We start from the raw sequence: 21,115 nt of genomic DNA, 5'->3' as shown, positions 1-21,115 counted from the left end.
CCACATATTATTCATTACCCCTGGGATGACAGAAGTAACAGTCTTCTGATTCCACTCCGCTGCTGGGGTATGTTAAACCGTTACGTCGCTCACAACTATTCCCTTCACAATGCTCTGAATTCATCCGTGAAACAGAATGGCATCCTGAACCGAGACAGGTAAACGTCTGATAGTCTCCAGCTGTAGTGTGGCAGGTTGAGCAACCATCCCATACACTGCGATGACGACCACTGTGAATTGGAAAAAAGGCATCATGATTGATAGCAAGAATCTGATTCCATCGGGTAGGTGCGTGGCAGGTTGAACAGTCGCTGCGATTTGTCAGACCATCGTGGGAGGCAAGTTCAGGTAGAAAATCAGCATCGTGACAATCCTGGCACTCTATTGGAGGGATCCGTCCTGGCGTGGTGTGGCATAAATAGCAGTCCAGGGAATGATGACTGGCCTGTAGGGGGAATAGAGTTTCATCATGCCGGCGAAAGGTTTGACCAACATCCCAACTCTCAGGCGAATGACAGGTTTCACAATCATTGCCCCAGTAATGCTGGTGGATATCCTGATGGCAATTCACACAATCCACTCCTGGGGTTGAGAAGCTATGGAATTCATCGATTGTATTACCAGAATGGCATTGGGTGCAAGCCAGATCAGCGTGCTTGTAAAGGAGTCTGAAATCTGTTGCCAGATTGTGGTCAAAAGTTGGCGACTTGGACAGGGGGAACCAGGTACCCGACTGGTGACAATCCAGGCAAGCGCGGTCTTCCGTCATCTGAGATAGAGCTAATAAGGGCAGCAGCAATATCAATACTATAAAACTAGAATTTCTCATTCGCTTTTTTCTCAGTTGGTTGGGGCAATGTCCTCATCTTGAAAAAATTCAAGAGATCGCCTCCACAATCATCCTCATCACCAGTGGGATGGCAGGTGAGGCATTCTGCAGGGGTAACACCTGATGCAGGATAAGTATTGCCGTTACAACTCTCACAATTTGCACCTTCACAGTGCTCATTATTCATTTCAGCCACATTATGACAACCACTCCCAAAACAGGTAAAAACTTCAAAATCATTGGCATCAACATGGCATTGAGAACAATCATTCCACTCGTTACGGTGTTGGCCACTATAGATGGGGAACTGTCCATCATGATTAAAAGTGGATGGCTCCCAGGCAGTCATTGAGTGACAGGTCTCGCATTCCAGGGGGTAGGAGGCAGTGGCATGATTTGGATCTGTCGCGGCATTATAATCAGGTAGGTGGCAGCTGGCATCAGCGCAGGTTCTGACCTCAGGGATAATTTGCCAGGGTGAATGACAGCTCTGACATTCAACATTTGTATGGGCACCTTCAAGAGGGTATCCAGTATTGAGCTCATTGTGTTGGAATGCTGAAGGGTTCCAGGCCGTTGTAGTGTGACAATCCACACAATTCAGAGAAAAATTCATGGTTTCATGGGGTGGATTGCTACTCTCGGTGAAATTATCCTGGTGACATGAGGAAGAGGCACAGGTTCTAATCTCACTGGGGGGATCCCAGGTCTCATGACAACTAATACAGCTTATCTGCGAGTGTGCGCCATCCGTGAGAAATCCAGTGGTTTCAACATCATGGGCAAAACTGCTGGGAGACCATTGATCAACCGAATGACAGCTTGAACAATCAGTTGGAAAAGACAATTCACTATGAGGTGGATCAACGGTTCCTGTGTATTGAACCAGATGGCAGGTCACACAGCCGATTGATGTGGTAGTATGGGAAAAGATTGAAGGTTGCCATCCATCCTGCGAATGGCAGGTCTCACAAAGATTTTGAGGAAACCCATTCTCTTCATGATCAGGCTCGCTGGTGCTCTCGAAATTGCTCTGGTGACAGGAGGAGCAATCGGAAGAGAGTCCCGTCCACTGTGCTGTCGCATGACAGGCAAAACAATTCTCTGGAAGGAGGGTAAGATGAGCTCCCTGTATGGCAAAACCCGTGAGATCAGCATCATGGTCGAATGATGAAGGCTTCCAACTCACCTGACTATGGCATATCAAACAATCCTGACTGAATCCATAGTGGGTATGATCTGGACTGGCACTATTGGTTGTTGATGTATAATCCGGGAGGTGGCAACCCTGGCATTCCGTGGGTAAATCATAACCGTCTGCATGGCATGTTGAACATTCAATTTCTGTATGTGCGCCTACCAATGGAAAGGCGGTCTGGGTGTGATCAATTTCTTCTGAATTCCAATTTACTGTCGTATGACATACGTCGCATGTCGTTGGTATACCGCTAGTTACATGATTAGGCTCAAGCGTTTCATCGTAATTTGATTGATGACAATCCACACATTGGGAGGGTTGTTCTGAGTACGGAATAACCGTGTGACAGACCTCGCAGCTTGGTTCAACGTGGGCACCTGTGAGGGGGTACTCTGAATCTGTATCATGATTCCAGAGACTAGGCACCCAATCGATTTCTGTATGGCAGTCTTCGCATTTATCATCGAACTCAGCATCTGCATGAGGTGGGATGGTGGAAGATTCCCAATTGCTCAAATGGCATGATCTGCAGCTTGTTTCTGCATCATAGAAATTCTGCTGCGGATGACAGCCCAGACATGGCGTATCAGTATGAGCGCCTGCTAATGTGAAACCCGTTCTATCATGAGTAAAATTCGAATTCCAGGTGAAACTATCATGACAGGAATTGCAATTTGTGGGGAAACCAGATGCCAGATGGGGAGGATCAGATGCATTGTCATAGTCAGCCCTGTGGCACCCCACGCAGGTTTTGGGTGTGTTCGCTACACTTCCCGTGTGGCAACTCTCACAAGTCGAGGTATTATGCATACCAATCAGAGAAAACCCAGTATTGTTGTGATTAAAACTGGACTGGGACCATTGTGTGCTTTGAGTTTCATGACATGATTCACAATCATTTCCCAGATTCAGAGTTTGATGTGATGGATTAGTACTGCCATTATAGTCAACAGTATGACAACCTGCACAATCCAGGGGCAGGGACGATCCTGTGCCAGGATTACTGAGATGGCAACTCTCACAGCTTAAACTGTGATGGGGTCCCCGGAGGGGGAAATTGGTCAAGTCATGATTTTGCTGTTGAGTCGACAGGGTCCAGGTATCCGGACTATGACAGCGTTCACAATCCTCTCCCCATTGATCATTGTGGATATCTTCGTGGCAAGCGTTGCAATCAGAGGAAACCTGACCAAAATTATGCTTCTCAGCCGGAGTCGAACCCGTATGGCAGCTTCCACAATCAATTTCTGAGTGGGTCCCCTGTAATTCATATCCTGTGATGATATGATCAAAATTTTTACCGATATCGGAAGTCCAGTCACCACCGGCATGGCAAACATCGCAGGTTAAATCTGTTTCGATACCCTCAGTGTCCTGGGCAATGGCAAGACTACTGATCAGGCAGAGGAGGGGGATTAATAGCAGTCTCATCGCTTGAAATCCCCAAAGCTGTGACAATCCTGACACTTGTGAGGAATGGGTTTAAAACGAATGGTAGTCAGGTCTGAATCGAATTTATGGCATTGACCACAAGCCAGATTCTCATGCTGACCATCAAGGGGGAACTTGGTCAATTTGAAATGATCAAATTCTGGGATTGGCCATTTTTGAGTGGAATGACAGTCCTGGCAGGCTTTACCGTCGAATTGTTTGCCATGCACATCATTATGGCAATCGTGACAAGTGGAGCTGGTATTTTCATATTGGGTTATTTCCACTTTGCTTTTGTGGCAGGCTGAACAATCCAAATCCTTGTGCTTCCCGGTCAGGGGGAAAGTGGTAGTGCCATGGTCGAATGATAAATCGACCCAATCAGAGGTCTTATGGCAGCTCTCGCACCAGTTTCCATTTTGTTGATAGCGTGAGAATTGCTCTCCATGAATGGTTGTATGACAGGATTGACAGGCCAGGGGATCCCAACGGTATACGGATTCATTATTCTGCTTATGGCAAAATATGCACGGTTGAGCGAGATGGGCTCCGTCGATGGCAAATCGAGTATTCCTGTGTTCTATCACACCGAATAATGGAGGGAAGAAGCCTCGAACGCTATGGCATTGATCACAAGAATTGTCACGGTTTGGTTTCTGAAAGATTCCTTTATGGTGATCTGGATGACAATCAGAACATTGATCAAAACTTGCCTCCAGCTTAAATTGATCTTTTTTGGTGTGGCACAATTCGCATTCGATGGTGGCATGCTTGCCAACCAGTGGGTAGCGGGTCACCTGGTGATCAAATGCGCCAGCCACATCTTCCTGTTTAAAGGTGTTTTCAGTGTGACATTTGAGGCAATTAGAGCCAAACGATCCCTTGTGCTCATCGCGATGGCAATTGGTACACAGGTTAAATTTCAGACCTGTAAATTGATGAGCCTGAAAATCATCAACTGCAGGCTGTGTTGCAGTGTGGCATTTTTCACAGTCAATTTGCTTATGAGCACCGCGGAGAGGAAAATTAGTCTCAAAATCGTGATCATAGTCATTTTTAGCATCAGCCCAGGTATTTTCATTGTGGCAATTGTCACAGGTCCGGTCTACGAATTCACCGGCATGGACATCCACATGGCAATTGGCGCATTCAGTTCTCAACCCCAGGAAGGTGGAGGAGAGAACATCCCTGGTTGGTTGGGATTTGGCATAATTCAGAATATCCTCTGCTTTTATGAAATCACGTCTATGGCATTCATTGCAATTCAGGTTGAGGTGTTTACCCTCAAGCTCATAACCCGTTTTTAAATGATCGAAATCCTTTTGAGAAGGCTCCCAATGGATCATTTCAAAGTTCCTATCCATATGATCAGTATGACAGGCAAGACAATCCTTTTCCTTGAGATTTCCATGAAACCCAAGCTCATCCACAATCCTGGTTTGGATCGGTGTGTGACATTCCAGACATTTTGGACTTAAATCTTTGCTGCCCCAGGTATGGCAGGTGAGACAGTTGGTGAGTCCCGAAAGATGGGCATGCGGTTCGGCCAATGGTCCCGGGCTCAATTGAGCCTCCAGTGTCAGAGGATTGATGATGAGAAGCAATATTCCGAGAACGAAAAGTTTTGATTTCACGATAATGTTGAAGTCCCGAATTGAACACCGATTGAATTCATCAATTTGAAGGGCGGGATTCCTCCTGCAAATATGAAGATGTAATCATTTTTGACCTGTTTCTTTTGGTCATGATGATTGATTATTACGTGCTCCTCATGGATTGAATCCACAGTGGATTCATACATAATACTAATCCATCCGTTTTTGACGGCTTTGGCAACCTGTTCATCGTTCCTGGTCTTTATCCGGGCAAAACTACTCTTCCGATACGAGAGGGTCACAGTATTGCCGATTTGCTGTCCCAGTCCCACGGCAGCCTCAACGGCAGAGTCACCACCACCTACGACCAGAATATGTTTATTCTGATAGGTCTCAGCATCCATCAATTTATAGGCAACCTTGCTCAGATCTTCTCCAGGAACTTCAAGCTTCCTGGCTGTGCCTCGTCGACCGAGAGCGAGAACCACATATTCGCTGGTGAGCTCACCAGCACTGGTTCTAATTTTATAGCCCCCGCCATCTTTTTCAATGGACTCCAATTGATGGCCACTACGGAAATCAGGAGAATGAGTTTCAAATATTTTGTCCCAAATCTCGAGTAACTCCTCTTTTGAGTATTCAGAATTGCTCATCTCACCATAACCAGGCATCTCTATGGGCTGTACCATGACCAGTTTCCTTCTGGGGTATTGAAGGATGGTGCCACCTGGCTCACTTTGATCCAGAAGAACAACCGGTAGTCCCATTTCCATGAGAGAGATAGTACAGGAGAGTCCCGCAGGTCCTGCGCCGACCACAACAATGGGTTGAGAGGGGGCAGAGCCCTTCAACTTTGATTGTATGGATTTAGCAACTCTGGACCCCTGATTGACCGCATTTCTAATCAGGGCCAGGCCTCCGAGTTCGCCAATGAGATAAATGTTCTCCAGATTACTTTCAAGTTCTGAGGAGAGCAATGGAATGTCTTCTCTACTGGATACATCGCCCAGACCCACTTCAATTCCCCCAACGGGGCAACTCTCCATGCAGACTTCGTGGCCTACACATTTGCTGCCATTGATCAGCACGGCTTTACCGCCTACAAGACCAAGTACTTCCCCCTCTGGACAGACCTTTGTGCAAATGCCACAACCGATACACCTGGATAAATCAATAATGGGGTGCTGCATGAGGGCTTTATTTGTCCCAATTCGTGTTGCTTCATTCAGCTTATCAATGGTCTGCTTCTGTTTGCGCTTCCAGTTGACCAGATAGGGTATGGTGAACGCAAAAATGAGCAGGGCACCCAAAACCCACGACAATACAGATTCGTTGCTTAGAATATCCATGTGAATCCAAAACTTAAGGTGAGGATGATATGTAGGGTCAAAACGATAAAGATAGCATAGGCGAAAGGCTTGTGAATGACATGCCACCAGTGAAATACTTTGCTCACCGCATCCAGGGCTATGACACGCTGGCTCATGATGAGCTGTTTCTCAACCGTTGCCTTAAAAAAGATCAGATTCTGCTTACTAACGCCATATCGAATCTCAAAGTCCTTGAGAATTTGATTTAGTTGGTAGCGACGCTTGATATCAAAGGCAGCGAGATGATAGAGTGAAACCAGTGTACCAGCTCCGCTTAATTCGGGAGTTAAGCCTTTCAGTCGATTGATATCTTCAGGTAATATCCCAAATTCCATCTGGAGTGATCTCAATTTGGAGGCTTTCTCAGTATTAATTTGTTTCATGCTCATTTCGTGACCATCACGGCGACGAGGGATGTGACCATAAAGATATCTCCCAACAATGCCACTGGCCATGACTGCAATCATGGCCCAATACATGACACCAATAAGACCTTCAAACTTGAAAGCAGCGTGATATCCAGCCAGGAGAGGGGCCACAATTCCGAACCACATGTGATACTTAAGCCACTGGCTTAAACGACCGATACCCCTTAAGCGGTTCCAGCGCTTGCGTATGATATATAGCCAGAGTAGAAACATAAAAAATGCAGCGAGGAAGCCAACACCATGTCCATATAGACCCGAGGGCCCGTAGAGACCGTCCATCTCCTTTAACAGATAGCGTTCTTCAACAGAGGTATTTAAATAGGTGATGCTCTGAAAAGAATATAGCACCAGGAACCCTATGGTAAGCAGGGACAGAAGAATGATGACGTAATTGTGGGATTTTGCTCTGATCAATTTTATAAGCCACTTCCTACTTTGCTTAATACCCTATTGTAAGGCATTAATTTCTTAACGCACATAATAATAAAATAATAATCATATATACACTTGTTCTATATCAACTTCAGGAAAACGTTATAAATAAGGGTTGTCCAGTCCTTGGCTGAAAATAGTTTTCTCCTGCTGTCAGACCTTATGTAAATTTGCTTCCATTTTATGGAGATAATCTGAATAAACTGCTTCACATTGCTTTAATTGCTGTCTGTTCATCAGGGCTGTTCGTAGGTTCCATATCAGCCTCGGAGATCAGCTGGTTGCCACAGGGATCAATCTTTCCATCCCTCTACCTGGACCCAGCAGCTGGTCAGCAGAGTATCAGTATTTTGAGTTATGAGGTTGAAGGGGAGACCCGGCAACTCATGTATGTACCTATCTCTATGAGCATGCGTCAGCAATTTATCCGCTCAATACAATCCTCAGCACGTCAATGGGAGCTGGGAATGGAGTTCACCATCTTTTCACAATTCTCCATAGTTGATGTGGGTGAAGCATTTATGGGGGGACTTCAGAATGCAGATTACCGGGTATCCTCAGTTTTTCATTATCAATGTAATCCAACCACATTTTATAAGGCCAGTCTCTTTCACCAGTCATCCCATCTAGGGGACGATTATATCATCCGCAACTTCGTCGTGACAGCTACGCTCCGAACTCAAAATTATGAACAGCTGGACCTGACATTGTATAATAAATTCCAAAGCATAAATCTCTACGGTGTGACAGGATATAATGTTTCTCCCAACACGGTGCGAAAACGCCTTCTGATTCAGGTGGGTGGAGATTGGAATTATCCACTCTCCGCTAACCCGGGGCTTGCTCTGGTAGCAGGGATGGATATGAAGCTTTATGAGCATCATGATTTTGTCCCTAATATACGAATTGGAACAGGAATTGAATTTGCCCGGAGCACGCAAACACCTGTCAAAATTTTGCTTTCTTATTATCAGGGGCAGTTGCCCTATAGCACACTGGAATATCAAAAAGTAAGATTGCTTGGGCTAAGTCTTATGTTCGACCTCCCCAGGAATATGAAATAGTAATATCGATTTAAGGAATACCTGTATGTCTCTGAATCATAGCCTTCTACGATCATCCCCTTTACTCATATTGCTATTACTGAGTGCTTGTAGCCAGCATAGCGCTCGTCCTGACCCTGAAGAAATACTCATGCTCCAGAATGCTATGAAACACCTGTCCAGCGAATATTCAAATCCCCGTTTGGTGACAGGTGAATTAATTGTTAGAATTAAAGATATTTCCCTTCTATCAGGCGAGGCACTGAATGCATCTAATCAAGAACAGGGTTTAGCTGCAGATCAATCTCCAGCCCTCCATATATGGAGTTCAGATATTCGTGATTATCCTTCCCAAAAGGTACTACCTGGATCAAGTATCCAACCCCAGCCAACAGACATTTCAAATGAGCCGGAGTATGGGAATCAGATTCTGTATTGGAATCAATCCCAGTCACCAAATGAAAGTTTCATTATCATCAGAAAATTCAGGTATATCACCTTCGACTACAAACCGGATGTAGACAGGGATATCGAGTACTTTAATTGGAATCAAATTCCGCCAGAAATTATCCAGAAGTATACCAGAGCTGAACGGTTCCTGGAACAAGATGATGCTTTGATTGACACCGTATTCATATTGCTGGAAAATGTTGCAGATCCGGTCAGTCAGGCAGAAGCCATCTACAACTGGGTTCAAAGCAATATGACCTATGTCTATCCACCTGAGGCGAGAGGGGTTCGCAATGCTACTGAAACTTTAGCAGGGGATTGTGGACAATATTCGGCTCTATTTATGACCATGTGCAGGATCGCCGGTATTCCAGCCCGGCAAAAATCTGGCTTTAACTTTGTATCTGAAAATACTGGGGCCCATGTCTGGTCAGAAATCTATTTTCCCGTCAAAGGCTGGGTGCCTGTTGACCCCACGCGGAAGAATGGCTTCCTTTTTCAGGACAACAAGCGACTTATCACTTCAATCGGGTTAAATATTCCGCTTAAGCATTCTCCTACATGGGCGACTTTCGAAAATTCAGAAGTTGAGGATGGAACAACTGATTTCATGCAAATGTATACCCTGGTCAGTAGTGGAATAAAGGCTACTTACAGCAGCAAACGCAAGGTGATTCGCTCTGTAGAACTCCCTTGATAAAAAGCACTGAGGAGAGGCAAATTTATCGGTCTCACAATCATTCCTGTAGCCCTTCAGGATCGAATCTCAAATCTTAATGAAAAAATATTGACCTAACTTCAATATATCTTTTGACATAGCTATAGCCAAAAATTATACTATGCGGCTTTGCCACAGCATTTCAAGTAATAGCTTGATATAAAGTGTACAAGTAGCATGAAATGCTGGTTTAGAGAGGACCTATGCTTATAAGTATGACCGGCTATGGCCGGGCCGAACAAAAAATTGGTGATCTGAAGGTTGTTATTGAGCTGAGAGCTGTGAATAGTCGGTTCCTTGAATTCGTCATGCGTTTGCCACGTGGTTACGAAAAAGTGGAAGACGGTGCCAGAACCCATTTACAGTCATTATTGAGCCGTGGAAGGGTGACTTTAACCATGAATATGGGGACGGATCAAACTGCCATTGGCAAGCCGCGAATGAATGAGGAATTGCTCCTGCATTACCAACAAATTGCCAACAAAAGTGCTAAAATTTTGGGTCGTGAGCATGAGACGCTTTCCATGGCTGAATTACTTCGCTTCCCTGATGTCATCACATATGACACAGATGCAGAAGATCAGGTCAAAATTAATGATGCCGTTTTAAGTCTTGTCAAAAAGGCATCAGAACAAATGCAGGCCATGCGTTTACGCGAAGGCGAATTACTTGAGCAGGCCATCCTGGAGCAACTCGGCAATATTGTTGAGATTACCTCCAAAATTCAGGCTGAGGATCTCGGTCGACTGGACCTCATCGCAGAAAAAATGCGAAAAAAAATAGCTGACAGCAGTTTAGAGAGTGAATCCCAGATTGATGAAAAACGTCTTGAGCAGGAAATTGTACTCTGGAGTGACAAGCTGGATATTGCAGAAGAATTGACCCGCCTGGATGCCCACATTCAACATTTTCGTGAGTTGATGGTGGAGAATGGCGATGCAGGTAAGCGTTTAAATTTCTTACTGCAGGAGATGAATCGAGAAGCAAATACTGTTGGCAGCAAAGCTAACTCAACTCCCATTGGACACGCTGTTGTAGAATTGAAAAATGAGATCGAACGTATAAGAGAACAGGTGCAAAATATTCAATGACATCCCAAAAAGGAAGATTGATCATTGTCGCTGGACCTTCGGGTGCCGGCAAGGGGACGGTTGAAAATGCCATCATGGAAAAATTTCCAGAGATTGAATTTTCAGTCTCGGTTACAACCCGTCCACGAAGAGATTACGAGATAGAGGGTCAGCATTACTTTTTCATCAGCAAGGCCGAATTCCTGAAATGTATCGAACGTGATGAATTGGTTGAATGGCAGGAAGTCTATTCAAAAAATGGTCACTTCTATGGAACCTTGCGCTCATACGTAGATTCTGCTTTAGAGCAGGGAAGACAGTTGCTTATCGATATTGATATCAAAGGCGGGATAAATTTGAAGAAGGCATATCCCGAGCACAGTATATCAATTTTTATAGAACCACCCTCGGTTGAAGCCTTGGAACAAAGACTGATTAAACGCAATACGGATAGTCCTGAACAGATCAGGATTCGCCTTGAACGCATGCCCGAAGAAATGCTATTGGGAAAACAATTTGATCATACCATCGTTAACTCTGAATTGAATGAAGCAGTTAACGCATTTACCGAAATTTTAGAAAATGAAATATATCAACAACAAAGGAGTATATAAATGGGTTTACAGACAGTACCGTTCAGAAAAATCGAAGAGCATACCGAAGATATTTTTGAAGCAGTGACTGTGATCGCTAAACGAGCGAGACAGATCATTGGCGATCGTTATGTCATCGAAGAAGAACGTCGTCGTGAAGAAGAAAATCTTGAAGAGATTAGCGGTGAAGATGAAATGTCACAAGCCTACGAAGTGGATACTGAAATCGATAGAGAAGCCTATGATGCTGTTGTGAAACCCACAACGGTAGGCCTTACAGAATTTCTATCCGGTGAACTTAAGTGGGAAAAGCAGGCCATGTTTGGCGATGGTCCCGCTGAAGAAGAAACTGAAAAAGCCTAACTGACCAAGATTTCTATCAGGTGATGAATAAACATGACCAGATAAAAGCCTTCGTCAAAGACGAGTTAGAGATTTTTGGTGGACCGCTATATATGCCTGAGACCGATCAGGAAACCGATATGGAGAGAATTTCAGTGAGTCCTGATATCAAGACCATCAGTGAATTTAACAGCGCCATCCAAGGCTGCATGAACTGTCCCCTTGGGTCTACCCGGACCAACTTTGTGTTTGGTGCAGGCAATCCAAACGCTGATATCATGTTTGTGGGTGAGGCTCCTGGTGAAAAAGAGGATTTGGAGGGCTTGCCCTTTGTCGGACGATCGGGCAAATTGCTCACGGATATCCTTAAAGCCATCGATCTCACCAGAGAAGATGTCTATATCGCAAATATCCTCAAGTGTCGCCCACCTGATAATCGTGATCCCAATAAAGCAGAGATTGAGGAATGCGAGCCGTATCTACTCAAACAGATTGAGTTGATCAAACCGAAACTTCTGGTAGCCCTGGGCCGCATCTCAGCCACCACCTTGCTGCGGAGCAAGGATTCTCTCACATCAATGCGCGGACAGGTCTTTGATTATCATGGTACAGATTTGGTCGTTACCTACCATCCCGCTGCTCTATTGAGAAATCCCAACTGGAAACGACCTGCCTGGGAAGATTTCAAAAAAATACGTGAGATGTATCTAGAAAAGAGAGGGGCTCAGGCGTGAGTGAAACCAGTCAAAATCTGAGACTACCACCCCATAACGAAGAAGCTGAACAAAGCGTTATTGGGTCCATGATGCTGGATCGCATGGCGCTTTCATCAGCTATGGAATTTCTGGATTCGGGAAGCTTTTATCGTCCTGCTCACCAAAAAATCTTTAATGCCATTATTAATCTTGATGCCCGTGGGGAACCCGTCGATCAGATTTCAGTGGTTGATGAATTAAAAAGGAGTGGTGATCTTCAGGCTGCTGGTGGCGCATATTATATCACAGAGTTGACTGAAAAGATTCCATCCACAGCAAATGCCCGCTATTATGCCAAGCTGGTCATGGAGAGTTCCGCCCTGCGCGCGTTAATTCAACTTGCTGCAGAGCTATCCACCGAGGCCTATGAAACCCGCGAACGTGTTGATGATCTCCTTGAAAAGGCAGAGAGCAAAATCTTTGAGCTTTCAGAGAAGCGCTTTAAGACAGCTGATTTTGTGAGAATCCGTAGCGCTCTTGATGAGGCTTTTGCCCAGGCTGATAAATTTCATGAGAATCCAGGCGGGATTCGAGGTGTTGCTACTGGTTTTGATGCACTTGATGATATTACATCAGGTTTCCAGAAATCTGATTTGATTATCATAGCAGCACGACCGTCCATGGGGAAGACCGCTCTGGCACTTTCACTGGCACGTAACGCCTCAGTTAAATTTGGAACAAAGATCGGAATATTTTCGCTGGAAATGTCTAATTACCAGCTGGCCATGCGCTTGCTCTGTAGTGAGGCCAAGGTTGATGCGCACCTCGTGAGAACGGGGCGTCTGCCATCCAATCTCTGGCCCCGTTTGAGCACCGCCGCTGGAAACCTTGCTGAAGCAGAAATCTATCTTGATGATTCAGCTTCCCTCAACATAACTGAATTGAGAGCCAAAGCGCGTCGATTGAAAGCTGATAAGGGCATCGACATGATCATTGTTGACTATATGCAGCTCCTTCAGGGAACTGGAAGAGTTGAAAGTAGACAACAGGAAATTAGTCAGATCTCTCGTTCATTTAAAATGTTGGCCAAGGAACTGGACCTTCCTGTCGTTGCCTTATCTCAGCTCTCTCGAGCTGTGGAAACAAGGGGAGGCGATAAACGCCCCATTCTCTCAGATTTGCGTGAATCAGGCTCCATTGAGCAGGATGCTGATGTTGTAATGTTTATTTATCGCCCTGAAAAATACGGTGTTCTGGATGATAACGGGAATACCCAGGAAGGCCTTGCTGAACTCATTGTAGCCAAACAGCGAAATGGTCCGACTGGAACCGTCAGGCTCAGTTTTATTGATAAATTTGCCTCCTTTGAAAACCTGTCCGCCTATTCGCCGTCGCCACCTCCCAATGAAGGAGCTCCTGAACCCTTCTAATGGCTGCAGCAATACTAGATAGAATCCTGAATTCGGAAGGGACTAAATATCCCAATGACTTCCAGAACATCATCGATTTGATGGGGGGAAGCAGTTCAATTGGACCCACTGGGGAAGATTTTGTCTGGCGTGCCTATAATTTTGGTAAAAAAGCCCATCAGGGTCAGTTGAGGAAATCCGGTGAGCCCTATTTCACACATTGTGTGGAAGTAGCAACGATTCTTGCAGAGATGAAACTGGATCCTGTGACTATTTCAGCAGCATTGCTACACGATGTTATTGAAGATACTGGTTATACCCATAAAGATGTGGAACAAGAATTCTCAGAAGAGGTTGCACGGCTGGTTGATGGTGTCACAAAACTTTCAGATATGAAGTTTCGCAGTGAGGAAGACAAACAGGCTGTCAATTTTAGAAAGATGCTCCTCTCTGTCGCAGCTGATATCCGGGTTATCATTATCAAGTTTGCCGATAGACTTCACAACATGCGCACCCTCCAGCATCTCCCGGCTGTAAAACAAAGACGAATCGCTAGAGAAACCCGGGATGTCTATGCACCCCTTGCTCATCGTCTGGGGATGTATCGTATAAAATCTGAGATGGAAGACCTTATCTTCGACATCCTTGAGCCCAAGGCATCACAGGAGCTAAGTAAACTTATTCCCAAACGACAGGCATTTTTTGAAAAATATGTACAGAAGTTTCTGGAGCCTGTGAAAGAGAAAGTGGAAGAGGCCGGGTTTGAAGCTGTTTATAAGAGTAGATTTAAATCCCACTATTCCATTTTTCGCAAAATGCAGGATCAGAACCGACCATTTGAAGATGTTTTTGATATTTATGCAGTAAGAATCATCGTTGACCGGGTAGAATCTTGTTACAGTGTCTTGGGTCTCATTCACGCCTTTTATACACCTATCCAGGAACGTTTTAAAGATTTTATCGCTCAACCCAAATCCAATGGATATCAAAGCATACAAACCACTGTCGTCGGTCCCGATGGCTTCCCCGTTGAGGTTCAGGTCCGGACCAGGGAAATGGATGACACTGCTGAGGAGGGAGTTGCGGCACACTGGCAGTACAAAGAACAAGACGCCAACTCTGGCCAGGATGATATTGATAAACAGGTGACCTGGTTGAGGAACCTGGTGGATATTCTACAGACAGAGGATAAGACCACCTCTCATCAGTTTATGGATCTGCTCAAAATTGATCTCTATAAAGACGAAATATTTGTCTATACCCCAAAAGGCGAGGTGCGAATGTTACCACTGGGGGCTACGCCTCTTGATTTTGCCTTTGATGTGCACTCGCAAGTCGGCTTACATTGCATTGGGGCCAAGGTCAATGGAAGAATCAAACCACTGAACAGCGAGCTGGAGAGTGGCGATAAGGTCGAGATCATTACAAGTGATTCTCAGAAACCCAATTCTTCCTGGTTGAAATTTGTAAAAACCTCCAAGGCCAAATCAAATATCCGAAAATGGATCAAGGGTCAGGAGTTTGAGCAAAGTGTGCGATTGGGAAAAGAGATTCTTGATCGTGAATTGCGTAAAATCAAAAAGGCCAAAGAGTGGAAACATCTCAAAGACCCATATATCACTCTAAAATTTGAATCTGAAGAGAAGATGATAGCTTCCATTGGCTCTGGTCATCGTACCGTTTCTTCGATTCTCAATAATTTTTTTCCTGAAGAATATATCAAACCCAGGCCGGAAAAATCAGAGAGCTATTACGCCGAATCATTTCTAAATCGTGCCCGTAGATCCACAAAGGGTGTATCCATTCAGGGCATAGACAACATGATGATCAGCTTTGGGAAATGCTGTAACCCCATTCCTGGTGATCCGATTCTGGGCTTTATTACACGGGGTAGGGGAATCACAGTTCACCACAAAGATTGTGAGACCGTTGCTACCAATCTTCCCGAAGAAGAACGTATTATTGACGTGGATTGGGCAGCTGCCCGTTCACAGAAATTCCTCGTTCGTCTCAAAATTTTAGCACAAGAACGAAAAAATTTAGTTAGGGATGTCACGGAGACGATTTCTACCTATGATATTAACATTGATACTCTATCCATGAAGGTCGACGGTGACGTGGTTACCGGTTTGGTCATTATTGAGGTAGAAGGTGTCAAACAATTAGACCGACTAAAATCAAAGCTACTTGCCTCAGAAGGCGTGATAAGCGTAGAGCGTGAGTAGAGCCATGGATAAGAAAGGATAACCCATGTCAATCACATACACAAAAAAAGATGTAGCAAAAAAAACCGCTGAGAAACTCGGCCAAAAAATATTCCAGACAGAAGAAATTGTCGATGGCGTATTCACCGTCCTGAGGGAAATGATGAGTGGCGATGAAGCTTCAATCCGGATTGAAGTCCGTAACTTTGGTGTTTTTGAAGTCAAACCTACCAAAGCCAAACCACGTGCAAGAAATCCTCGTACCAACGAAGAAATCTATGTTCCTGCCCGGAGGAAAACTCATTTCAAACCTGGCAAATTGCTTAAAGAAGTCCTGAAACGGCCCGTAGAGTAAAGCTGTAGACATTCTGTCACATGCAAGGGCGAATATTAGCAGTCGATCCCGGCGGAAGACGTGTGGGCCTGGCCCTCACTGATCCACTGAGGATAATCGCAAGTCCGTATAAGACACTGCTGATTTCTAGTAATGACGATGCAGTGGAACAGATCAGCGACGTCATTCAAAAGGAGCAAGTGACAGAGGTGGTGGTTGGGGTACCTCTCAGACCTGGTGCAGAAAAAAGCGAACAGGCAAAACGAGTTGAAGCGTTTATTGAGGTTTTAAAAGCCAGGATAGACCAACCGGTTTATACTATTGATGAGAGTTACAGCTCTGTGGAAGCAGAAGAATCTCTACATCGCATGGGCAAAAAGGTTGGTGATGATAAAGGTGCAGTAGATAGAATAGCTGCAGCACTCATTTTGAAACAGTATCTTCAGGAAACTCAAGGATAATGGATTGGTTGAAATAGCATGACGAAGCGATTCACACCAGAAACACTGGCGATCATCTCAGGATTATTGCTTACCCTGAGTTTTCCACCCTTCGACATGTTCTTTATTGCCTGGGTTGCCTGGATACCGCTCTGGGCAGCCTTACAGCAGGGGGGGTGGCAAAGAGGTTTCAAATTAGGGTATATCACTGGATTTATTTTCACACTGACCAGCTTGAATTGGATAGCAAATAACTCAGGTACAAATTTCTGGGTTGCTTCAGCTTCCATGATGGGCAGCGTTGCCTATATGTCACTATGGTTTGGATTGTTTGGCCTCATCATTGCCCGAACGGGGAATAAAATGGGGACAAAGGGTCTCTGGTTGGCTCCCGCTTTCTGGGTCTCAATAGAATTCCTTTACAGCTATCATGGATATACCCTTGCATTTCCGTGGTTGTCATTGGCCATGACTCAGAATTTTGCCCTTCCACTCCAGCAATTGGCTGAATATGGTGGTATCTACGCCATTAGTTTTTGGGTTGTTGGGATCAATACCCTCCTGTTTCAACTGGAGTTTGGCAAACTCACTGTCCGAACTCAGCAATTAGTCTGGGGCATTTTGGGCTTCATTATCATTGGCTCTTTTATTTATGGAGCCGTACGCATGAAGGTCATCGGAGAGTTGAGTAATTCGACCATTAGAGTAGGAGTAATTCAGACCAATCTAGATCCACATCAAAAATGGGTTCGTTCGAAAAAGACCAAGCACGTTGAAGCAATTTTAGCGCAATCGAGAAAGGCGGTTAATGATAGTGCTCGCATTATCATCTGGCCTGAAAGTGCCGTGCCTGCTCATTTGCATTATTACCCCCAGTTTGATCGCAAAATCAGAAAATTTGTTGAGAACAATGCCGTCTCCATCCTCACCGGGGCTCTGCACCATAAAGCGAAGAATGGGGATTATCAATTCTTCAATTCAGCCTTCTACTATTCTCCAGGTATGCCTGTTGTGATCTCCAGTAAACAGGGTTTGGTTCCCTTTGCTGAGCGCATTCCAATGGTAGAAACATTCCCTATCCTGGCAAATCTAAATTTTGGACAGGCGAATTTTCAACCTGGCGACGAATCCGTAGTCTATCCCATGGGAAGTCGAGATGAGGTCACTGATCTTGGAACGCTCATCTGTTACGAATCTGCTGATCCCTACATTTTCCGAACTTTTATTGATAATGGTGCTGACCTCATGTCCATCATAACAAATGACGCCTGGTTAGGAAAATCTCCTGGTCCATATCAACATCTGGCTGCAGGCAGGCTTAGAGCTATTGAGCATCGCATTAGCGTGGCCAGAGCTGCCCAAACCGGGGTAAGCGCCATGATCTTGCCAAGTGGTCGAATTGCAGCCTCGATTCCTCTCGGTGAAAAGGGTGAGATTGTCTATGATGCTCCAATCGGACTGGAGCGAACATTCTACAGCAGAAACGGGGATGTTTTTGCACTTGTAGTTCTCATGCTCTCATCCCTGGGTCTTCTTTGGGTGGTCCTGGGCAAATCCAGCAAATCTGTTTGATCATTTTATAGATATTTATGCATATACCATTCCTACATCAGCTATTTCCACTATGAAACAGCTTCTGGTACTATGTTTGTTGTGTGGTTTGGGATTTGGTCAATCCAGTCATCGGGATTTGACCACTGAACTTCTTAAAAATTTGAACAAGGTCATATCTGATTCCACATCATTACCCATGACGAGTCTTCATCCAAGGTTTGTTGAAGAATCAAACCTGGATGTTTATCTCAATTCCTGCCTGCCCAGGAATCAAAATGGAGAGGAAAACAGGCGAGTTGATATAACTGCCACTAATTTCACACTTACAATAAATCTTGATCCGACAAAAACTGTCCGGAACTCAAGATACCTTCGTCAGTTAGAACTCAATGTGCTATTTTCATATGACCAGACCGAGTTTGTCTGGCGGGGAAAAATTTCAGATAATCTTTCAAAGGCCCAGTTAAAAACACTTTTGGAAGAAGAAACCCCCTTCGAAGTTGGGGGTGATTACGCAAAGGGTGAGCCGCCAGTCCCCCTTATAATTTTGACAACAGCAGGTGTATTTGCTCTTGGCGCAGCATTGTTTTTTATAAGGACCTAAAAAGTGCATCATTACAGCATGAAAGTCTTACTCATAAGCATATTAACGATCTTCCCAATAATTGGGGATGCCGCAGATGGGCTGTTATCTAAGCCATCCGTTCTAAAAAGCACCTTGATACCCGGTTGGGGCGAGCATACCTACCAAGCCCATAGTAAGGGTTATCTTTTTAATGGTATTGAGGCAGCTCTGTGGATATTTGCAGGTATCGCCAGCTCCTCAGCAAACAGCCACGAAAATGATTTGTACTATTTTGCCTCTAAATATGGACAGATAACGGATCCTCAAAAAAAGTCAGATGTCTTTTTGGACCGTGTCTCAAAATATGAAAGTATGGATGCCTATAATGAGCAGATGCTCCGCAATCGCCAATGGGATCGCATTTACTCTGCAGACAATGGGTATTATTGGAGCTGGGAATCAGATCAAAAACGTCAGGAATATTTTGATATCAAAACTGAACGATATTTGTGGGGACAACGGCTGACTTACGCCTTTGGTGCCATAGCACTTAATCATCTGGTAAGTACCATGGATGCACTTTATCTCAAGCGCTTGGATACAACAATGACGGTTCAACCTGAGATGACAGATGGAAGTGCTGGAATTAGAATTGCTCTGACTTTTTGAGGGCCGGTTTGATTTGGTAGATAATAACTCCCATCCAAAAACTTCGAATGCAGATGGAGACCCCTGGTTAATCTGGTTCACCTTCTTTACCTCTGCGCTCATATTTATTTCACTCTTTATAGTTTCATCCACAATCTGGCACATAGGCATCACAGCAATCACCCTGGTTGTCCTGTGGATGACTTCTCCTTCTCCCCTGAAAACATTGGCTATTATTCTGGGCCTGGTAACGTTTCTGGCAATCATGCAAATAGTCTTTTCACCTTTCATGAGAGCACTCCTGTTGAAATCTCTGGATCAAGGGTTCCTGTGGGCAGACTGGCAGTATCTTCTTTTTGCTGTAGAGCGATTTGCATGGCCCCTGGTCATCGTATCCAGTTTTCAGTCCAGACTTCGTAACCCGGCAACTATTGCTCAACTCACCATGCTGCTATCACCCTTAGAGTGGATTGGTTTTCAAATTGGAAAATTACAGACGCTTGTCGTTTTGTCACTTAGATTTATGCCATCTCTAAAGGTTGAGTGGGAGAGATTTTCAAGGTTTCAACTCTTCTTTGTTTCAGGGGCTCCCAGAAAAACCTATCTCCAAAAATTAAGATTCTGGCAGAGTGTTTTTAAGGCCTTGATTTCTCATACAATACACCGATCAATGACATTGGGAGATTTACTCGCCATTCGGGGTCTGCCATCTGTTATGACGATGAAGACATCAAAATATATGCTTTTATTAAGCAGTGCCTGGCTGGGTATGGGTTTGTTGTTTCTTGCATTGGATGCAAAAATGATCATCATCTGGTCCTTGATGACTCTGTGGCTTGGATTGGTGTCCATTGCCCAGAAACAGAAAGTCATGTCGTGAAAATAGCACTTCTCTTACAATACGAAGGGTCTGCCTACCATGGGTGGCAGGTTCAAGCCGATCCAGAAACGGTACAGGGACATATTGAGAGAGCCCTCAATAAGGTATTCGATGAAAAAATTGGAATTATAGGATCAGGAAGAACTGATAGCGGGGTGCATGCCCTGGGGCAGGTTGCACACTTTGAAATTGATACCTGCACCATCCCCGTAGAAAATCTTTGGAAAGCTCTCAATCGGCAGCTGCCTGAAGACATCAGACTGATTGCCTCCTCACAGGTAGATGTTAATTTTCATAGCCGTTTTGCTGCCATTCGGCGGCAATATTTGTATCAAATCACCACATCACCCAATGTGCTGGATCGCAATACCCAATGGTATGTTCGATATCCCCTGGATACTTCCAGATTACACAAGTTATCCGAGCATATTTTAGGTGAGCACGATTTCTCAAGTTTCTGCTATGCCGGAACTGAGACCGAAAATATGGTTTGCAACCTGACAACAGCAGTCTGGGAAGTGCAGCCTTCAGGTGTCCTGAAGTTTACCATTGCAGGAGATAGATTTTTGCATCATATGGTTCGGATGCTGGTGGGAAGTATGATCGAAGTAGCACGAGGGAAGTGGGACATCGGCCATTTCCTGGCCCTTTTGGAGGAGCCAAACCGACAATCACATGTGGTGACCGCTCCAGCCAATGGACTGACACTTATCCAGGTCACTTATCCTGAAGCGCTCCAGCCCACATGGCCCTGATTCCGATTTAGAATAATAAAAAACCTCGTAAGCGTGTTAAATTATAATGTCTTAAAAAATAATCATAACACACCTACGAGGTGAAGATGCGCAAAGATAAAAAACCCTCCTTCAAAATCAAAGCAAGTAATG

Annotated in this window: 20 protein-coding genes; 15 read left to right on the top strand and 5 right to left on the bottom strand. The window is 44.7% G+C overall.

Annotation, left to right across the window (positions count from 1 at the left end; translation table 11 throughout):
- Nucleotides 1-7: 7 nt before the first annotated feature.
- The 5 genes from ISR87_10390 to ISR87_10370 are packed head-to-tail and all read right to left on the bottom strand — an operon-like array spanning nucleotide 8 to nucleotide 7,265.
- The gene (locus tag ISR87_10390; GenBank protein MBL7025853.1) at nucleotides 8-829 is read right to left on the bottom strand and encodes a hypothetical protein; all 822 of its coding nucleotides are present in this window, start codon (nucleotides 827-829) and stop codon (nucleotides 8-10) included.
- Complete coding sequence (locus ISR87_10385) at nucleotides 816-3,458, bottom strand: hypothetical protein (protein ID MBL7025852.1); 2,643 nt, start codon at nucleotides 3,456-3,458, stop codon at nucleotides 816-818. Before ISR87_10385 ends, ISR87_10390 begins: the two co-directional genes overlap by 14 nt.
- Nucleotides 3,455-5,092: a hypothetical protein gene (locus tag ISR87_10380; GenBank protein ID MBL7025851.1), complete on the bottom strand. Its 1,638-nt coding sequence runs from the start codon at nucleotides 5,090-5,092 to the stop codon at nucleotides 3,455-3,457. Before ISR87_10380 ends, ISR87_10385 begins: the two co-directional genes overlap by 4 nt.
- Nucleotides 5,089-6,402 (bottom strand): NAD(P)-binding domain-containing protein, encoded by a 1,314-nt coding sequence (locus ISR87_10375; protein MBL7025850.1) that lies wholly within the window; start codon nucleotides 6,400-6,402, stop codon nucleotides 5,089-5,091. The genes ISR87_10380 and ISR87_10375 overlap by 4 nt, the downstream gene beginning before the upstream one ends.
- A complete protein-coding gene (locus tag ISR87_10370) occupies nucleotides 6,390-7,265 on the bottom strand; it encodes a hypothetical protein (GenBank protein MBL7025849.1) in 876 nt (291 codons plus the stop codon). The genes ISR87_10375 and ISR87_10370 overlap by 13 nt, the downstream gene beginning before the upstream one ends.
- A gap of 299 nt (nucleotides 7,266-7,564) precedes the next feature.
- Here ISR87_10370 and ISR87_10365 point away from each other — a divergent pair, with 299 nt between their 5' ends.
- The 15 genes from ISR87_10365 to truA all read left to right on the top strand — a co-directional run bounded on the left by ISR87_10365 (nucleotide 7,565) and on the right by truA (nucleotide 20,983).
- Entirely contained in the window at nucleotides 7,565-8,347 is a 783-nt protein-coding gene (locus ISR87_10365) for a DUF1207 domain-containing protein (GenBank protein MBL7025848.1), read from the top strand.
- Between the two features lie 25 nt (nucleotides 8,348-8,372).
- On the top strand, nucleotides 8,373-9,473 hold the full coding sequence (locus tag ISR87_10360) for a transglutaminase domain-containing protein (protein ID MBL7025847.1): 1,101 nt from the start codon (nucleotides 8,373-8,375) through the stop codon (nucleotides 9,471-9,473).
- A 224-nt stretch (nucleotides 9,474-9,697) separates the two neighbouring features.
- Nucleotides 9,698-10,585, top strand: a complete 888-nt coding sequence (locus ISR87_10355; GenBank protein ID MBL7025846.1) for a YicC family protein — start codon at nucleotides 9,698-9,700, stop codon at nucleotides 10,583-10,585.
- Nucleotides 10,582-11,178 (top strand): guanylate kinase, encoded by a 597-nt coding sequence (gene gmk / locus ISR87_10350; GenBank protein ID MBL7025845.1) that lies wholly within the window; start codon nucleotides 10,582-10,584, stop codon nucleotides 11,176-11,178. The genes ISR87_10355 and gmk overlap by 4 nt, the downstream gene beginning before the upstream one ends.
- Nucleotides 11,179-11,520 (top strand): DNA-directed RNA polymerase subunit omega, encoded by a 342-nt coding sequence (locus ISR87_10345; GenBank protein ID MBL7025844.1) that lies wholly within the window; start codon nucleotides 11,179-11,181, stop codon nucleotides 11,518-11,520. It begins immediately after the preceding gene.
- Nucleotides 11,521-11,543: 23 nt separating this feature from the next.
- Nucleotides 11,544-12,233: a uracil-DNA glycosylase gene (locus tag ISR87_10340; GenBank protein ID MBL7025843.1), complete on the top strand. Its 690-nt coding sequence runs from the start codon at nucleotides 11,544-11,546 to the stop codon at nucleotides 12,231-12,233.
- Complete coding sequence (dnaB, locus tag ISR87_10335) at nucleotides 12,230-13,624, top strand: replicative DNA helicase (protein ID MBL7025842.1); 1,395 nt, start codon at nucleotides 12,230-12,232, stop codon at nucleotides 13,622-13,624. Before ISR87_10340 ends, dnaB begins: the two co-directional genes overlap by 4 nt.
- Nucleotides 13,624-15,828, top strand: a complete 2,205-nt coding sequence (locus ISR87_10330; protein ID MBL7025841.1) for a bifunctional (p)ppGpp synthetase/guanosine-3',5'-bis(diphosphate) 3'-pyrophosphohydrolase — start codon at nucleotides 13,624-13,626, stop codon at nucleotides 15,826-15,828. The genes dnaB and ISR87_10330 overlap by 1 nt, the downstream gene beginning before the upstream one ends.
- A gap of 25 nt (nucleotides 15,829-15,853) precedes the next feature.
- Entirely contained in the window at nucleotides 15,854-16,162 is a 309-nt protein-coding gene (locus ISR87_10325) for an integration host factor subunit beta (protein ID MBL7025840.1), read from the top strand.
- 20 nt (nucleotides 16,163-16,182) lie between these two features.
- Nucleotides 16,183-16,602: a Holliday junction resolvase RuvX gene (ruvX, locus tag ISR87_10320; protein MBL7025839.1), complete on the top strand. Its 420-nt coding sequence runs from the start codon at nucleotides 16,183-16,185 to the stop codon at nucleotides 16,600-16,602.
- Between the two features lie 18 nt (nucleotides 16,603-16,620).
- Nucleotides 16,621-18,153, top strand: a complete 1,533-nt coding sequence (gene lnt, locus ISR87_10315; protein MBL7025838.1) for an apolipoprotein N-acyltransferase — start codon at nucleotides 16,621-16,623, stop codon at nucleotides 18,151-18,153.
- A gap of 52 nt (nucleotides 18,154-18,205) precedes the next feature.
- Nucleotides 18,206-18,739: a hypothetical protein gene (locus ISR87_10310; protein ID MBL7025837.1), complete on the top strand. Its 534-nt coding sequence runs from the start codon at nucleotides 18,206-18,208 to the stop codon at nucleotides 18,737-18,739.
- A gap of 18 nt (nucleotides 18,740-18,757) precedes the next feature.
- Entirely contained in the window at nucleotides 18,758-19,369 is a 612-nt protein-coding gene (locus ISR87_10305) for a hypothetical protein (protein ID MBL7025836.1), read from the top strand.
- Between the two features lie 13 nt (nucleotides 19,370-19,382).
- A complete protein-coding gene (locus ISR87_10300) occupies nucleotides 19,383-20,228 on the top strand; it encodes a hypothetical protein (GenBank protein MBL7025835.1) in 846 nt (281 codons plus the stop codon).
- Nucleotides 20,225-20,983 (top strand): tRNA pseudouridine(38-40) synthase TruA, encoded by a 759-nt coding sequence (gene truA, locus ISR87_10295; protein ID MBL7025834.1) that lies wholly within the window; start codon nucleotides 20,225-20,227, stop codon nucleotides 20,981-20,983. The genes ISR87_10300 and truA overlap by 4 nt, the downstream gene beginning before the upstream one ends.
- Nucleotides 20,984-21,115: the final 132 nt, after the last annotated feature.

This window comes from Candidatus Neomarinimicrobiota bacterium (assembly GCA_016784545.1).
In the GTDB taxonomy this organism is placed as follows: domain Bacteria; phylum Fidelibacterota; class UBA8477; order UBA8477; family JABMPR01; genus JABMPR01.
The sequence above is the reverse complement of the archived record's forward strand: the minus strand, read 5'-3'. Positions and strand labels throughout refer to the sequence as shown.

Bases quoted from the DNA above. Each gene is read 5' to 3' on its own strand.
- ISR87_10390 (MBL7025853.1), bottom strand. From the start codon at position 829: ATGAGAAATTCTAGTTTTATAGTATTGATATTGCTGCTGCCCTTATTA.
- ISR87_10385 (MBL7025852.1), bottom strand. From the start codon at position 3,458: ATGAGACTGCTATTAATCCCCCTCCTCTGCCTGATCAGTAGTCTTGCC.
- ISR87_10375 (MBL7025850.1), bottom strand. From the start codon at position 6,402: ATGGATATTCTAAGCAACGAATCTGTATTGTCGTGGGTTTTGGGTGCC.
- ISR87_10360 (MBL7025847.1), top strand. From the start codon at position 8,373: ATGTCTCTGAATCATAGCCTTCTACGATCATCCCCTTTACTCATATTG.
- ISR87_10355 (MBL7025846.1), top strand. From the start codon at position 9,698: ATGCTTATAAGTATGACCGGCTATGGCCGGGCCGAACAAAAAATTGGT.
- gmk (MBL7025845.1), top strand. From the start codon at position 10,582: ATGACATCCCAAAAAGGAAGATTGATCATTGTCGCTGGACCTTCGGGT.
- ISR87_10345 (MBL7025844.1), top strand. From the start codon at position 11,179: ATGGGTTTACAGACAGTACCGTTCAGAAAAATCGAAGAGCATACCGAA.
- ISR87_10340 (MBL7025843.1), top strand. From the start codon at position 11,544: ATGAATAAACATGACCAGATAAAAGCCTTCGTCAAAGACGAGTTAGAG.
- ISR87_10330 (MBL7025841.1), top strand. From the start codon at position 13,624: ATGGCTGCAGCAATACTAGATAGAATCCTGAATTCGGAAGGGACTAAA.
- ISR87_10325 (MBL7025840.1), top strand. From the start codon at position 15,854: ATGTCAATCACATACACAAAAAAAGATGTAGCAAAAAAAACCGCTGAG.
- ruvX (MBL7025839.1), top strand. From the start codon at position 16,183: ATGCAAGGGCGAATATTAGCAGTCGATCCCGGCGGAAGACGTGTGGGC.
- lnt (MBL7025838.1), top strand. From the start codon at position 16,621: ATGACGAAGCGATTCACACCAGAAACACTGGCGATCATCTCAGGATTA.
- ISR87_10310 (MBL7025837.1), top strand. From the start codon at position 18,206: ATGAAACAGCTTCTGGTACTATGTTTGTTGTGTGGTTTGGGATTTGGT.
- ISR87_10305 (MBL7025836.1), top strand. From the start codon at position 18,758: ATGAAAGTCTTACTCATAAGCATATTAACGATCTTCCCAATAATTGGG.